This window comes from Planomicrobium stackebrandtii, assembly GCF_030814955.1.
Lineage (GTDB): Bacteria > Bacillota > Bacilli > Bacillales_A > Planococcaceae > Planococcus > Planococcus stackebrandtii.
In genome coordinates, this window is the sequence record NZ_JAUSWB010000007.1 from 43,870 (window position 1) to 57,710 (window position 13,841).

Consider the following 13,841-nt stretch of genomic DNA (forward strand, 5'->3'; position numbering starts at 1 on the left):
CGTGGCCCGCTACAAATACGAAGGGCGCGACCGTAAAAAAATCCGGAACGGCATTGCTGTGGCCAACAGCCGGCGGGAAGCGGTGGAAAAGCTGCGCGATGAAGGAATTCGCGTCATTGACATCCGTGAAATGCCGGCGACCACGCTGCAAAAAGACATATCGTTCGGCAACCCGGTAAAACGCGACCAGTTTATCATGTTCCTGCGCCAATTTTCGACGCTTATGCGCGCCGGCGTAACCATTGTCGACTCAATCCACATCCTGTCGCAGCAGGTCGAATCCAAAGCGCTGCGAAAAAGTTTATCAGAAATCGCAGAAGAGCTGAGAAAAGGCAATTCCTTATCCGACTCGCTGGCAAAATACCCAAAAATCTTCGAGCCGTTAACCATTAACTTGGTAAAAGCGGGAGAGATGTCCGGGAACATCGATGAATCTTTGGAAAGTTTGGCGACGCATTACGACAAAGCCTACCAAACAAAACAAAAAGTGGTGTCGGCGATGTCCTATCCAGTTGTTGTCGGCATCCTGGCAATTGGCGTTGTTATTTTCCTGCTGTCTTCCATCGTGCCGATGTTCGCCGATATGTTCGAAGGCTTTGGCGGCGAACTGCCGATGATTACGCAGATTGTCATGGGCGCATCTGACTTTGTCATGGGCTATTGGTATTTGCTGGTGATGGGTGCGCTTGCGATTTTCGCAGTTATCTGGCTGATGCGCAAAGACCCGAGAGGCAATATGATCCTGGATACATTGCTCCTGAAGATCCCAATTTTCGGCAAGATCCTCCAGAAGTCGGCGCTTGCCCGTTTGACCAGAACGTTGAGCTCGCTGTTTTCCAGTTCGGTGCCGATCCTGCAATGCTTGACCATGACTGAAAAAGTTGTTGGCAACGCCGTCATGTCGAAAGTTATCCTGTCCTCACGCGACTCACTGGAACGCGGCGGTTCATTGACCGAGCCGATGCGCAAGCATTGGGCATTTCCGCCTCTCATTCCCCATATGATTTCCATCGGGGAACAAACCGGTTCGCTCGACCACATGCTCAGCAAAGTAGCCGAATTCTACGAAAAGGAAGTCGAAGCCGAGACCGACCGATTGAAAGCGTTGATTGAACCGTTGATGATCGTCTTCCTTGCTGCATTAGTAGGGACTATAGTGCTAGCTATCATGATGCCGATGTTCGAGATGTTCCAGAATGTAGACCAATTGTAGCGGTTTCCACATTTTCTCTTTAAAATATTTTGTAAAAAAACAAGAAAAGACTATTGCTAAAACTGGTACTATTGTTATAATGAAGCTGTACTCAAAGTATTATTTAAAAGTAAAAAAATAGGAGGAAAAGAAAATGAAAAAATATTTGCAAAAGAAACTGAACAACGAAAAAGGTATGACATTGATCGAGCTTTTAGCTGTTATCGTAATTATCGCGATTATCGCGGCGATTGCTATTCCGGCGATTGGTACTATCATAGAGAATAGCCGACACGGTGCAGTTAAATCTGATTATCAAAATGCACTTTCTGCAGCAAATATCTTTTTTACAGAAAATCCAAGTGAAGCTGATGTTACAGTTGATGAGCTTGTGAACGGGATTACGACTGGTGCTACCGGTGCCGAAGTTACATCTTCATCATATATGGATGATGCCGGATCTCTTGCAGATGGAGTTTTAATTACAGCAGTACAAGGTGGTAATACTATTGAAGGAGCAGCTGCTGCTAATGGAAATACTTACGATATAACTACAGCAATTAATAATTCTGGACTTAGCGCATTATCAAATGCTCAATTTGGCGATGACTATCAAACTAATTAATAACAAATAATAAAAATTTTGGAGCTGAAAAAATGGCCTTATCGTTTTTATCGAGAAAAGCACGCGTCGTCACCATTACAATAGAAGAAGACGCGATCCGTCATGTCGACTTAAAATCCTCTTTGCCGATAGAGCTGAATTGCGCGGAAGAAATTTTTCTTCCAGCAGGCATTATCGAAGAGGGTAAGATTGTCGATGCGGCGGCGCTGGCCTCGGAACTCGATAAGGCTGTCAATCAGTGGGGTCTCTCTAAGAAGTCAGTCCGCTTCCTCGCCCCTGACGAATTCGTTATTATCCGCAAAGTACCATACCCCGAAGATGTCGAAGCCGATGAACTGAAAGGCCATTTTTTCATCGAAATCGGTTCGACGCTTTACTTGCCCTTTGAAGATCCCGTCTTTGATGTGGTGCCGTACCATCCGGAAGAAGAACAGCCGGAAGCGATCATCATCGCCTCCAAGGAATCGGTCGTGAAGTCCTATGAAGACGTGTTTGACCAGGTAAAGCTAAAAGCAATCGTCGCTGACATTACACCGCTCGCTCTTTACCGTTTAGGCTATTTGCAGCACGACTTCCAGGAAGATGAACACATCATGCTGATCGACCTGCAGTCGAAAAAAATGACCGTCTCCATCTTCCACGAGCATTTTCCGATGTTCATGCGGCCGGTTGATCTGGAAATTGAAGATCCGTTGTTGGCCGATCGTTCTGCAGTTATGGAGACCATTGAAATTGAAGTTGAAAAACTGGCCAACTTCTACCGCTACAATATGAACAGCGGAGAAGAAGGCATTACGAAAGTTGTTTGCAATGGAGAGTTTTACGATTGGCAGGCTTTTCAGCAAAGCCTGGAAATGCGGTTCCAGATTCCGATCCAGCCGCTTGTGCTTGATGTCATTCCATGCGGCGACGAAAAAGATGTTTCAAGACGCTTTAACCGGGCCATCGGTCTCGCGCTGAAAGAGGTGTAAGGTTTTATGCTAGTAGATATTAACCTATTGCCGCAAAAAGAACGGGACCGTCCCGCTTTTCTGATTGCGGCGATTTCGATTTTATTGGTGGCCGTCATTATTTGGGCGGTTTTGGCATTTATGGCCGGTTCCCATGCAAGTGAACAGGAAACTTTAATGGCGCAATCCGCACAAGTCGCTGCCGAACAAGCAGCGATCCGCACCCAATTGGAAGCGGCGCAAGGCATGAACGAAGAGCAGCAGCTGAAAGCCACTGTCGACTGGGCGGAGAGTTATCAATTTGATACCGTTCCGCTTTTGCAGGAGCTGGTATCCATGCTGCCGGAACGGGGCTTTTTTGAAAGCTTTTCCTATACCGGTCTGGACCAGGCAATCTTGTCTGTCCAATTTGATACGGCACGTGAAGCCGCATATTATTTGGCGCAGCTGAAAGCATCTGAGCTGATCGAATCAGCGACTTTGGACAGTGTCTCGCAAAATGAACTGGAAACTGAAGAAGTTGTAGAAGGCGCCGTAATCGAAGAAGCGATCATTCAAGAAACGCCTCGCTATTTGGCGACATACACCATCATCTTTATCGACGGCCGCATTCCGACAGACGATACGGCAGTTCCGGTAGAAGGCGAAGTTGTAACCGAAGAGCCGACAGAAGAAGCGGTAGAAGAGCCAGCAGAAGATGTCGAAGTGGACGTTGACGTCAATACCGAAACAGAAGCGCCTGCCGATACAGTCGAACCGGCTGAAACCGCTCCAGCAGAAACGGGGGGGGATGGCCAATGAGCAGCTTATCGAAAAGCCAAAAAGAAAAAGGCCTGATCGTGTTAGCCATCATCTTCCTGCTGGCACTGGCTGCGTATTCGTATTTATCCATTTACGCTCCGGCGAAAGAAGCCCGGCTGCAGGCCGAACAAACTTTAAGTTCTGAACGCGACGTGCTGGTTGCGCTGCAGGCGCAGCTGAAAGAATTGCCGGAAGGCGAAAAAATAAGCCCGAGCGATCTGCAGCAAAAGGTTTCCGTCGAATCATTGACCGAACAAATTGTTCTGCAGATTGAACAAGCTGAATTGATTTCCGATACTTTAGTAGACAACATCGGCATAACAGAAGGCCTCGTTGAATTGCCGGTGCCGGTCGAAGGGTTGGAAAACCTTCAGGAAGTGCTGACGACGGTCACCATCCAAGCGAACGACTATCAGGAAATCACGGCTTTCATCGAAGAAGTGGAAGCGATGGAACGCATCATGATTGTTGAAGCCATCGATTTCGGTTCCAACGAAGAAATCACTTCAGCCGACCAAGTGAGCGAAGCGATTGATGTCAACCTGACATTTTCTGCGTACTTCCGTCCAGACTTGATTGCCCTAGCAGACACGCTACCGAAAATCGATGCCCCTGCTCCGGCAGGCAAAGTCAATCCGCTGCCGCAAAATGACGGAACGGATTTGGCTGAAGAACAGGTAGTTGACGAAGAGACGGATGTCGACGTGGATATTGATATTAATGTAGAAGAAAACGCAACTGATTCAGAGGAGTAATAAACGACAGAGAGAAATCATTGCGATTTCTCTCTTTTTGGTAGAGCTGATTTGAAGGATTTGCAATAGATGGAGACCGTTCTGCAAACAACATGGTGTATTCCGCAAACAAACGATGATATCCCGCAAACAAATTAGGTTATCCCGCAAACAAACTAGATTATTCCGCAAACAAAAGCTCTGTTAATCGCTTTTCGCCTGCGAAAAACATCCATCTGAAGTGATTTCTTCAACTTCACTACTGGTTAACTAAAAAAACTAAAGCAAAGAGGGTTTCTATGGTACTGACTTATTCTATCTTCTTCTCGCTGTTTGGACTGGTGTTCGGTTCATTCTTCAATGTGGTCGGTTTGCGTGTGCCGAAAAAACAATCGATCGCTTACCCGCCATCGCATTGCACAAACTGCCAACGGCGCTTGACGGCACTTGATCTGGTCCCGGTGTTTTCGTATTTATTCTTAAAAGGCCAGTGCCGGACTTGCGGCTCGAAAATCCATTGGGTCTATCCGCTGATGGAGGCCGTCACCGCAATTTTATTCGTGGCGTCGTATTTGATGTTCGGATTTACGCCGGAGCTGATTGTGGCGATCTTGTTCGTCTCGCTGCTGGTCATCATCACGGTGTCGGACATCGCCTACATGCTGATACCCGACAAAGTGCTCCTGCCGTTTGCGGTAGTGCTGCTCGGCTTGCGCTTTGTGATTCCACTTGAACCGTGGTGGGACAGCCTGCTCGGCGCTGCGGTCGGATTTTTGCTGTTGTTCCTGATTGCTGTCGTTTCCAAAGGCGGCATGGGGGGCGGCGACATCAAGCTGTTCTTTGTGATTGGGCTGGTGCTCGGGACAGTCGGTACGTTCATGACCCTGTTCTTCGCATCGTTCATCGGGGCGATCGTCGGCATCATCCAGCTGCGCGTCACGAAAAAAGGGCGCAAGACACCAATTCCGTTTGGTCCATCAATTGCGGCAGCTGCCGTCATCGTCTATTTTTGGGGCGATGGCATGCTCGCATGGTATATGAATTTTCTGGGGTGAAGCTGAGGCTTCATCTTTTTTATTGAAAGTTGCAGCTGTTTTTCGGAACAACAACTCAAACTTTGTAAATTAGAATTTAAAATAGCTCTGCGCAGCGCTTTGTACAAATCAAATCATCCAAATCTCATTTTTAGATCCCGCAATCCATGCAAAATTCATTTTTTGCTGTTTGTTTCAGCGTTTCTCCAAATGGTATGATTCTTGAAAAAGGAGAGATACCATAAATGAAATTCAAATCCGATTTCCCCATTGTTTTAGCTTCACAGTCGCCGCGCCGCCAGGAACTGCTTGGCATGCTGGGCGTTGATTTTTTAGTCGTCCCTAGCACGAAAGATGAACCCGATCCATTCCAATTCCAAACAGCACTAGGTTATGTGCTGGCATGCGCAGCACAAAAAGCGCAGGAAGTGGCACAAACTCACAAAGAGGCTGTCGTCATCGGCTCTGATACGATCGTTGTTTTGGACGGCGAGATTTTACTGAAACCGAAAAGCAAAGAGCAGGCCAAAGATTACCTGCAGAAATTATCAGGCCGCACGCATGAAGTGATTACCGCTGTGACCGTTGTCCAAGGAGACAGCGAGCTGACGTTCCATGAAGCGGTCCAGGTGACGTTCTACGAATTGCCGGAAGCATGGATCGATCTTTACATTGGTACGGACGACCCGTACGATAAAGCCGGCGCTTATGGCATCCAGACAGTATCCGGCTTGTTTGTCAAAGAAATTCAAGGCGATTACAACGCTGTGGTTGGTTTGCCGATTGCAGGGCTTACGCAAAAATTGGCAGCTGCAGGATTTATTTTCTTGGAAGGGAGCGGTGTTCGATGCTGAACGAAGCGCCGTTGATGATCCGCGACGTCCATATTGCCGACAGGCCCCGTGAGCGCTTGGTCAATCAGGGGGCGGCAGCTTTGTCCAACCAGGAGCTGATCGCGATTCTTTTGCGGACCGGAAGCCGGCAGGAGTCGGTGCTGCATTTGGCCAACCGCGTCCTGACGCATTTCGAGCAAATCCAGGAAATGAAAAACGCCACCATTGAAGAGATGGTGGCGATCAATGGCATTGGCCAGGCGAAAGCGGTGCAGCTGCTTGCCGCCGTCGAACTAGGCCGGCGCTTGTCTTCGAAACAGACCGATACAAAGTTCACCATCCGTTCCCCGAAAGATGCGGCTTCTTATTTAATGGCGGACATGACCTCTCTCAAGCAAGAGCATTTCGTCGTGTTGTTTCTCAATATCAAAAACCAGGTCATGCACCGGCAAACCATTTTTGTCGGCAGCCTGAATGCCTCCATCGTCCATCCACGCGAGATTTTTCGTGAAGCCGTTCGCCGTTCCTCGGCTTCAATCGTCTGCGCTCATAACCACCCCTCCGGAAATCCGGCACCATCGCCGGAAGACATTGACGTCACCAAACGGCTTGTTGAAGCAGGCAGCATCATCGGCATCGAGCTGCTTGACCACGTCATCATTGGAGACCACCAATTCATTTCGTTGAAAGAAAAGGGGTTCATGTAGCACTGTTTATTTTTTTTCTTTTCGTCTATAATGATTAGTATTGTGTCAACGCAATTGCCGAAATACCGGCTTGTTATAGAAAGGAAGAAACCCTGTGTTTGGATTTGGTTCAAAAGATGTTGGAATTGATTTAGGTACTGCAAATACATTGGTGTATATCAAAGGCAAAGGAATCGTTCTTCGCGAGCCTTCCGTTGTCGTTAAAAATAAAAAAACCGGCGAAATCGTGGCAGTCGGCAGCCAAGCCAAAAACATGATGGGGCGCACAGCAAATTCCATCACGGCAATCCGCCCGATGCGCGACGGCGTCATCGCCGATTACGATACGACCTTGACGATGATCAAGCATTATTTAGTTGAAGCGTCTAAAGCGGCCGGCAGCAAATGGAAAAGCGGAACGGTGATGATTTGTGTTCCTTACGGCATTACCTCTGTCGAGCGGCGTGCTGTTTTGAACGCTGCCCGGGGAGCCGGAGCGACCGAGGCATTCACAATCGAAGAGCCTTTCGCAGCGGCAATCGGAGCAGATTTGCCGGTATGGGAACCTATGGGCAGTATGGTCGTCGATATTGGAGGCGGAACGACTGAAGTAGCGGTCATTTCACTTGGCGGCATCGTTTCAAGCGAGTCGATTCGCGTTGCGGGTGATGCACTGGATATGGAAATTACTCAGTATATCCGCAAAACCTACAATGTGCTGATTGGTGAGCGGACAGCCGAAGCCTTGAAACTCGGCATCGGTTCTGCGCGCATCATGGAACCTTCTGAACGGGGCGTGACCATGGAAATCCGTGGGCGCGACCTGTTGACAGGATTCCCGAAAACACTGGAAGTCACTTCCGAGGAAATTGCGGAAGCCTTCAGCGAATCGGTCGCCGCTATCGTAGCTGGCATCAAAGTGACGCTGGAACAGACGCCGCCTGAGTTGAGCGCGGATGTTATGGAAAACGGCATCGTGTTGACTGGCGGAGGCGCTTTACTGAAAAACCTCGACCGCGTCATTTCAGCCGAAACGTCCATGCCGGTGTTTATCGCCGATAATCCATTGGACTGTGTTGCACTCGGCACAGGCAAAGCTTTGGAAAACATGGACCAATTCCGCCGCCAACTATCAATCAAATAAGGAGGATGGCGATATGCCACAGCTTTTAACGAACAAGCGGCTGATTTTGCTGCTGTTGGGAGTCATCCTGCTCGTAGCACTAATCTCTTTTTCGCTCCGTGACCGCAGCAATGTATCGCTGCCGGAACAAATCATAAAAGATGCTGTTGGAGCCGGGCAGTCGGTATTTTCACGCCCTGCTCATTTTGTCACTGGAATTTTTGATAATGTCGATTCATTGTTGAATACATTTGAAGAAAACCAGCATCTGAAAACGCGCTTAGAAGAATTTGCAAGCGTGCAGGCAGAAGTTAAAGACTTGCGTTCTGAAAACGAAGAATTAAATCAAATCGTTGGAAAAGAAGAAGACTTGCGGGATTACAACCCCATTCAGGCAACCGTCATCGCACGGAATCCGGATCAATGGGAAGAAAAAATCATTTTGAACCGCGGTTCCAACCAGGGAGTGGCGGAAAACATGGCGGTCATGACGGCTAGCGGCCTGATCGGCAAAGTGACGCTGACGACGCCAACCACTTCTACAGTGGAATTGATTTCTACGCTGAACCCGAACTACCGCGTTTCCGCGTTGGTCGTCGGTGGAGATGAAGAGGTGTTCGGCCTGATTGAAGGCTATGACGCTGAGCGCCGTGAGTTGCTGTTGAAGCGAATTGACGCCGACATCGAACTGAAAGAAGGCGACCAGGTCATATCCAGCGGACTGGGCGGCATTTTTCCAAAAGGCATCTTAATCGGCACTATTACGGAAATCACCATTGATGAATTTGGATTGACGCAGCTTGCTTATGTAAAACCTGCGGCTGACTTTTCCTTATTGAATCATGTGATCATTGCGGACCGTGTAATGCCGGAAGTGGACGGTGAAGACAATGGCGTGACAGGAGACGATGAATCATGATCCGCTTCCTGATCCCGTTGATCTGCCTCGTCCTGTTTTTCATGGAACCGGTTTTCGGCCTTTTTTCACCTTTGAATATTGGCGGAGAATTGAATTACATTGTGCCGCGTTTTCTGATAATGTTCCTGATTTTCCTGACGCTTTACTATGATCTGAAGCATGCCATGTTTTACGGATTATTTTTCGGGCTCTTGTATGATGTCTTTTACATTGATATTATTGGATTATATTCTTTTTTGTATCCAGCCATTTGCCTCGTGGCATCGTTTGTCTTCAAGCGGGTTCCGCGGAACCTGCTGACATCGACGCTGCTGACGCTCGCGTTATTGGCAATTTTCGAATTTGTGCTGTACCAGTTTTTCCTGTTGATTTCATTGACAGGGATGCCGCTTGGCACATTTTTATCGACAAGGCTTTGGCCGACGATGGTCGCAAATTCGATTTTTCTGGTGATGCTCGGCTGGGTGTTCAAATCGGTGATGGTCACGCAGCTGTCGGAGCGTGACAATAAGATAGGGTTATATTAATGAAAGCGCAGGTGACACATTTTTTGAAGAATCTCGTTAATATTAAAGGGAAAAACAAAGGGCTCGTGCTGTATCTAGATGACCAGTGTGCTTACGCTGATCTATTAACCGAGTTAAAAGCAAAGGTGTCGGATCCTGCGCTTGACAGTGATACCGAAGTGACGGTGCATCTGAATAAACGCTATTGCACCGATAGCCAGATCCAGGAATTGAGCGGAGTGGTCCAAACCAATCCTCATTTGAAGGTAGTTGCGACGACGAGCGATATCCTGACAGTCGAAGAAAGCGATCAAATGATCCGTGAACGCCAGTCGGAAACATATGTCGGCATCGTGCGCTCTGGACAAGTCATCAAAGCTGAAGGCGATTTGGTCGTCATCGGAGACGTCAATCCGAACGGCCGCGTGGAAGCAGGCGGCAGCGTTTATGTACTGGGCCGGCTAAAAGGCGCGGCGCACGCCGGTACAAAAGGCAATCGCGACGCAGTTATCGCAGCCTCATGGCTGGAAGCCACGCAATTGAAAATCGACGACGAATTGGAAACGATGACGGACGAATTGTCCAGTTTATCGGAGCAGCCGGAAATGGAATGTGCTTATTTACATACAAACGGCACCATCATCATTGACCGTTTGCAGGAATTGCGGTTTATCCGTCCGCAAATTTCAACGTTTAAAGGAGGAAGCTAGTGTGGGAGAAGCTATCGTAATTACATCAGGCAAGGGAGGCGTCGGTAAAACGACGACAACCGCCAACCTCGGCACTGCATTGGCTCTTCAAGGGAAAAAAGTATGCCTGATCGACACCGACATCGGATTGCGCAACCTCGATGTTATCTTGGGTCTGGAAAATCGCATCATCTATGATTTGATTGATGTATTGGAAGGCCGCTGCAAAGTGCACCAGGCGCTCGTCAAAGACAAGCGTTTTGAAGACATGCTGTATCTTTTGCCGGCAGCACAGACGGCTGACAAAAACGACGTCAATCCGGAACAGATGAAAGAATTGGTGACGGAATTGAAGAAAGACTATGATTTCGTCCTCATCGATTGCCCGGCTGGAATTGAGCAAGGCTACAAAAATGCGGTTGTTGGGGCAGACCATGCCATCGTCGTAACGACGCCGGAAATATCGGCCGTCCGCGACGCTGACCGCATCATTGGTCTACTTGAGCTGGAAGAGAACATCGATGCACCGCGCTTGATCATTAACCGTATCCGTCCGCATTTGATGAAAGCGGGAGAAGCGCTGGACATCAATGAAATTACCACTCACTTATCGATCGATCTGTTGGGCATCATCGCAGACGACGAGCGCGTCATCTCGAGCTCGAATAAAGGCGAGCCGATCGTCATGGATCCATCTAACGCCGCTGCACTCGGCTACCGCAACATTGCGCGCCGTCTGCTCGGAGAATCGGTTCCACTCATGAGCATGGAAAAAGCACCGCCAAGCCTGTTCACAAAAATCAAAGCTGTTTTCACAAAATAAGATCATCCGAGCCTCCGCTGTGAAAGCGGGGGCTTTTTTATAACTTTGGGGAGGTGTCGAATGAACGATTTTTTATTGGCAGGAATGATTGCGGCAGAACGTCTGCCGGCTGCGCACGAATCAAAGACTGCAGTATTGTCAGAACTGAAAAATTCTTTGGCGGGTGCCAGCGGCGAGCAGCGCACGGCTTCATTATTAAAGAGAGAATTGGATTTGCCCGGTGAAGCGATTTTTCTTAGCGATGTTCATATCCCATACAAAGACGGCGCGGCGCAAATTGATTTGCTGCTGGTTCACAAGGAGTTCGTTTGCGTATTGGAAGTGAAGAACATGATTGGGGAATTTTATTTTGACACGGTGAATTTTCAGTTTCACCGTGTTGTCGACGGCCGCAGGGAAGGGATGCGCAATCCGGAAGCACAGCTTCATCGAGCGGTGCGGGCTGCCAGCGGATTTCTCGGCGTACCGGTGCAAGGTGTGATCGTCCTGGCGAGCCGTTCTGGAAAAGTGGTGGAAGCACCGAAGCATTATCCGGTCGTGTCGCTCGATTATTTGCCGTTTCATCTGGAGCAATTGGCGAATGGTCTGAAACTTTTTGATACAGCAGCGCTGGCCTCCAAACTGGAAAACTTGCCAGCGCGAAATTTCAGTCACCACTGGCTCGAGCGCCATAACATCACTTTCGATTCATTGCGGCTCGGTGTGACCTGTCCTACTTGCCGTACCTGTTCGCTGGATTGGCAAGAGCGCAAATGGAATTGCGGCGTCTGCGGATTTTATTCGCGGGGTGCGCATGAAGTGACGCTTCAGGAATATGCCCTGCTTTTTGGCAGCGAGCTCGATACACGGCTTGCATACCGGTTGCTCGGGGTCAAAAACAAATACGTCCTCTACCGGCTGCTGGAAAAGACGGCGCCACAAAGTGAAGTGCGTGGAAAGCGGCAGATTGTTGAAAATCGGGAGCTGCTGCGGGACTATTTCGGACGCATTTACCGGTGACCGCACCTCAAATGGCCAAGACCGCACCTCATGAGCCAATAAGCGCACCTCAAACACCAAAGACCGCACCTCGCAGGCCCATAACCGCACCTCAATCCGCAACAACCGCACCTCAACCCGATCAATCCACAAACTGCGAATCACCATTTTCCAGAAACCTTACATTGTCTATTGACGCGCCATGTTCTGGCGTGGTATTATTCTAATGTTATGTTTGTAGCGTACCGTGCTACAACCGCTCGAATCAGGTTGCTTTAAGAATTCGCTCCGGCGAGTCACCTGAATAGGCGAGTCTTATTCTAAGAGGAGGTGCAAGGATATGTACGCGATTATTGAAACTGGTGGAAAACAAATCAAAGTTGAAGCAGGCCAAGAGATCTATGTTGAGAAATTGACTGGAGAAGCTGGAGATGTTATCACATTTGATAAAGTTCTATTTGTAGGTGGAGACAATACTAAAGTTGGTGTTCCTTTTGTTGAAGGAGCTACTGTTACAGCTAAAGTTGTAAAAAGCGGTAAACAGAAAAAAATTACTGTCTTCAAATACAAAGCTAAAAAGAACTACCATAAAAAACAAGGTCACCGTCAGCCATACACGAAATTGACTGTCGATGCGATCAACCTGTAAGAATGATACTTGTAACTGTAAAAGAAACATCAAAACGCATTTCGTCATTTGAAATGTCAGGCCATGCGGATTATGCTGAACACGGGCAAGACCTCGTATGTGCTGGAGCGTCCGCTGTCTCATTTGGAGCGGTGAACGCCATCATGGAGCTGACGGGAATCGAACCTGACATTCAGCAGGCAAACAGCGGCTTTTTAAAAGTCAGTTTTCCGGAGAACCTGAATGACAAGACGGACGAGCAGGTTCAACTGCTGGTACGCGCAATGATTGTTTCATTGAAAACGATTGAACAAGACTATGAAGAATATATTAAAATAACCTTCACAGCTTAGGAGGTGGGACAGAATGTTAAGATTAGATCTTCAGTTTTTCGCATCCAAAAAAGGTGTAGGTTCAACGAGAAACGGACGTGACTCAGAATCTAAACGCCTTGGCGCTAAACGTGCAGACGGCCAAGAAGTTACTGGTGGTTCAATTTTATACCGTCAACGCGGTACTAAAATTTATCCAGGAGAAAACGTTGGACGTGGCGGAGACGATACACTTTTCGCTAAAATCGACGGTGTTGTGCGCTTTGAGCGTTACGGCCGCGACAAGAAAAAAGTGAGCGTATACCCTGTAATAGCACAAGAAGCTTAATAAAAACGAAAAGGGCTGCTTTCGCAGTCCTTTTTCTTTTGAACATAATAAGCGCGGTTCCCGGTGCGGCTATACGCATTATTTTAGGAGTTTCCTGCTTACTCTTGGTATACTGGAATAAGAAGCTGAACCGGGACGTGACTTATGGAAAAAACAATGACAGTGGCACAATCGCTTCGGCATGCGCGCCATGATTTCTTGAACGAACTGCAATTGATCAAAATGAATTTGGACCTTGGCCGTCACCAGGAGGCACAGGCAATAATTCGTTCGCATGCCGAAGCGGCTATGCATGCCAGCCGGCTGTCCGACCTTGGGCTGCCGCTGACAGAAGAATGGCTGTTGACTGCCAATTGGCGATTTTCTGGATTTCGTTTTCAAGTAGAGTGTCCTGCAGTAAAGGCACCTGTCCATTTGGATGCGGAGTTTTGGCATTTTCTTGAGAATTTTGTAGAAGCGGCTAAAGAGCTTCTGGATCCTTACCAGGCATTCAACAGCACGATTCTATTGGTTTCCAATGCCTCATCTTTTGAAATGAACATCACCTGTCCGGGACATTGGCTGGATTTGGAATTATCGGAAGCACAAGGATTTACGGTACGAAAAGAGTGCAGCGAAAACAGCACATTGATTGCTGTCCGTGCACAGATGGAGGGATAA

At 48.2% G+C, this 13,841-nt stretch carries 18 protein-coding genes and 1 other annotated feature; all 18 genes read left to right on the forward strand.

The features are described from left to right. The first annotated feature begins 1 nt into the window (after position 1). The 18 genes from QOZ98_RS13600 (at position 2) to QOZ98_RS13685 (ending at position 13,841) form a co-directional block, all read left to right on the forward strand. Entirely contained in the window at positions 2-1,213 is a 1,212-nt protein-coding gene (locus QOZ98_RS13600; RefSeq protein WP_308787965.1) for a type II secretion system F family protein, read from the forward strand. A 133-nt stretch (positions 1,214-1,346) separates the two neighbouring features. After that, positions 1,347-1,817: a prepilin-type N-terminal cleavage/methylation domain-containing protein gene (locus QOZ98_RS13605; protein ID WP_308787966.1), complete on the forward strand. Its 471-nt coding sequence runs from the start codon at positions 1,347-1,349 to the stop codon at positions 1,815-1,817. Positions 1,818-1,849: 32 nt separating this feature from the next. Beyond that, the gene (pilM, locus tag QOZ98_RS13610; protein ID WP_308787967.1) at positions 1,850-2,788 is read left to right on the forward strand and encodes a type IV pilus biogenesis protein PilM; all 939 of its coding nucleotides are present in this window, start codon (positions 1,850-1,852) and stop codon (positions 2,786-2,788) included. A gap of 6 nt (positions 2,789-2,794) precedes the next feature. Beyond that, a complete protein-coding gene (locus QOZ98_RS13615; RefSeq protein WP_308787968.1) occupies positions 2,795-3,568 on the forward strand; it encodes a PilN domain-containing protein in 774 nt (257 codons plus the stop codon). Next, the gene (locus QOZ98_RS13620; protein WP_308787969.1) at positions 3,565-4,323 is read left to right on the forward strand and encodes a pilus assembly protein PilO; all 759 of its coding nucleotides are present in this window, start codon (positions 3,565-3,567) and stop codon (positions 4,321-4,323) included. Before QOZ98_RS13615 ends, QOZ98_RS13620 begins: the two co-directional genes overlap by 4 nt. A 278-nt stretch (positions 4,324-4,601) precedes the next feature. Beyond that, a complete protein-coding gene (locus QOZ98_RS13625) occupies positions 4,602-5,357 on the forward strand; it encodes a prepilin peptidase (protein WP_308787970.1) in 756 nt (251 codons plus the stop codon). Between the two features lie 224 nt (positions 5,358-5,581). Further along, complete coding sequence (locus QOZ98_RS13630) at positions 5,582-6,190, forward strand: Maf family protein (protein WP_308787971.1); 609 nt, start codon at positions 5,582-5,584, stop codon at positions 6,188-6,190. Further along, positions 6,184-6,876 carry a RadC family protein gene (gene radC / locus QOZ98_RS13635; protein ID WP_142827718.1) on the forward strand — a complete coding sequence of 231 codons (693 nt, stop codon included), beginning with the start codon at positions 6,184-6,186 and terminating at the stop codon, positions 6,874-6,876. The genes QOZ98_RS13630 and radC overlap by 7 nt, the downstream gene beginning before the upstream one ends. Positions 6,877-6,970: 94 nt before the next feature. Next, a complete protein-coding gene (locus QOZ98_RS13640) occupies positions 6,971-7,999 on the forward strand; it encodes a rod shape-determining protein (protein WP_308787972.1) in 1,029 nt (342 codons plus the stop codon). Between the two features lie 13 nt (positions 8,000-8,012). Further along, on the forward strand, positions 8,013-8,897 hold the full coding sequence (gene mreC / locus QOZ98_RS13645) for a rod shape-determining protein MreC (protein ID WP_308787973.1): 885 nt from the start codon (positions 8,013-8,015) through the stop codon (positions 8,895-8,897). After that, positions 8,894-9,424 carry a rod shape-determining protein MreD gene (gene mreD, locus QOZ98_RS13650; RefSeq protein ID WP_308787974.1) on the forward strand — a complete coding sequence of 177 codons (531 nt, stop codon included), beginning with the start codon at positions 8,894-8,896 and terminating at the stop codon, positions 9,422-9,424. Before mreC ends, mreD begins: the two co-directional genes overlap by 4 nt. Continuing rightward, complete coding sequence (minC, locus tag QOZ98_RS13655) at positions 9,424-10,113, forward strand: septum site-determining protein MinC (RefSeq protein ID WP_308787975.1); 690 nt, start codon at positions 9,424-9,426, stop codon at positions 10,111-10,113. Before mreD ends, minC begins: the two co-directional genes overlap by 1 nt. 1 nt (position 10,114) lies before the next feature. Then, entirely contained in the window at positions 10,115-10,915 is an 801-nt protein-coding gene (gene minD / locus QOZ98_RS13660; RefSeq protein ID WP_308787976.1) for a septum site-determining protein MinD, read from the forward strand. 60 nt (positions 10,916-10,975) lie between these two features. Continuing rightward, positions 10,976-11,914, forward strand: coding sequence for a nuclease-related domain-containing protein (locus tag QOZ98_RS13665; protein ID WP_308787977.1), 939 nt, complete (start codon positions 10,976-10,978; stop codon positions 11,912-11,914). A 223-nt stretch (positions 11,915-12,137) separates the two neighbouring features. Continuing rightward, positions 12,138-12,219 (forward strand) — a sequence feature (ribosomal protein L21 leader region). A gap of 14 nt (positions 12,220-12,233) precedes the next feature. Beyond that, positions 12,234-12,542 carry a 50S ribosomal protein L21 gene (gene rplU, locus QOZ98_RS13670; RefSeq protein WP_142827725.1) on the forward strand — a complete coding sequence of 103 codons (309 nt, stop codon included), beginning with the start codon at positions 12,234-12,236 and terminating at the stop codon, positions 12,540-12,542. Between the two features lie 2 nt (positions 12,543-12,544). Next, on the forward strand, positions 12,545-12,874 hold the full coding sequence (locus QOZ98_RS13675) for a ribosomal-processing cysteine protease Prp (RefSeq protein ID WP_142827726.1): 330 nt from the start codon (positions 12,545-12,547) through the stop codon (positions 12,872-12,874). 13 nt (positions 12,875-12,887) lie between these two features. Further along, the gene (gene rpmA / locus QOZ98_RS13680; protein WP_308787978.1) at positions 12,888-13,181 is read left to right on the forward strand and encodes a 50S ribosomal protein L27; all 294 of its coding nucleotides are present in this window, start codon (positions 12,888-12,890) and stop codon (positions 13,179-13,181) included. A gap of 144 nt (positions 13,182-13,325) precedes the next feature. Then, positions 13,326-13,841 carry a Spo0B domain-containing protein gene (locus QOZ98_RS13685; RefSeq protein WP_308787979.1) on the forward strand — a complete coding sequence of 172 codons (516 nt, stop codon included), beginning with the start codon at positions 13,326-13,328 and terminating at the stop codon, positions 13,839-13,841.

Excerpts from the sequence above, each read along its gene's own strand:
- radC (WP_142827718.1), top strand. The coding sequence starts at position 6,184 with ATGCTGAACGAAGCGCCGTTGATGATCCGCGACGTCCATATTGCCGAC.
- QOZ98_RS13620 (WP_308787969.1), top strand. The coding sequence starts at position 3,565 with ATGAGCAGCTTATCGAAAAGCCAAAAAGAAAAAGGCCTGATCGTGTTA.
- mreC (WP_308787973.1), top strand. The coding sequence starts at position 8,013 with ATGCCACAGCTTTTAACGAACAAGCGGCTGATTTTGCTGCTGTTGGGA.
- QOZ98_RS13665 (WP_308787977.1), top strand. The coding sequence starts at position 10,976 with ATGAACGATTTTTTATTGGCAGGAATGATTGCGGCAGAACGTCTGCCG.
- QOZ98_RS13625 (WP_308787970.1), top strand. The coding sequence starts at position 4,602 with ATGGTACTGACTTATTCTATCTTCTTCTCGCTGTTTGGACTGGTGTTC.
- QOZ98_RS13630 (WP_308787971.1), top strand. The coding sequence starts at position 5,582 with ATGAAATTCAAATCCGATTTCCCCATTGTTTTAGCTTCACAGTCGCCG.
- QOZ98_RS13675 (WP_142827726.1), top strand. The coding sequence starts at position 12,545 with ATGATACTTGTAACTGTAAAAGAAACATCAAAACGCATTTCGTCATTT.
- rpmA (WP_308787978.1), top strand. The coding sequence starts at position 12,888 with ATGTTAAGATTAGATCTTCAGTTTTTCGCATCCAAAAAAGGTGTAGGT.
- minC (WP_308787975.1), top strand. The coding sequence starts at position 9,424 with ATGAAAGCGCAGGTGACACATTTTTTGAAGAATCTCGTTAATATTAAA.
- mreD (WP_308787974.1), top strand. The coding sequence starts at position 8,894 with ATGATCCGCTTCCTGATCCCGTTGATCTGCCTCGTCCTGTTTTTCATG.
- QOZ98_RS13685 (WP_308787979.1), top strand. The coding sequence starts at position 13,326 with ATGGAAAAAACAATGACAGTGGCACAATCGCTTCGGCATGCGCGCCAT.
- QOZ98_RS13605 (WP_308787966.1), top strand. The coding sequence starts at position 1,347 with ATGAAAAAATATTTGCAAAAGAAACTGAACAACGAAAAAGGTATGACA.
- pilM (WP_308787967.1), top strand. The coding sequence starts at position 1,850 with ATGGCCTTATCGTTTTTATCGAGAAAAGCACGCGTCGTCACCATTACA.
- QOZ98_RS13615 (WP_308787968.1), top strand. The coding sequence starts at position 2,795 with ATGCTAGTAGATATTAACCTATTGCCGCAAAAAGAACGGGACCGTCCC.
- rplU (WP_142827725.1), top strand. The coding sequence starts at position 12,234 with ATGTACGCGATTATTGAAACTGGTGGAAAACAAATCAAAGTTGAAGCA.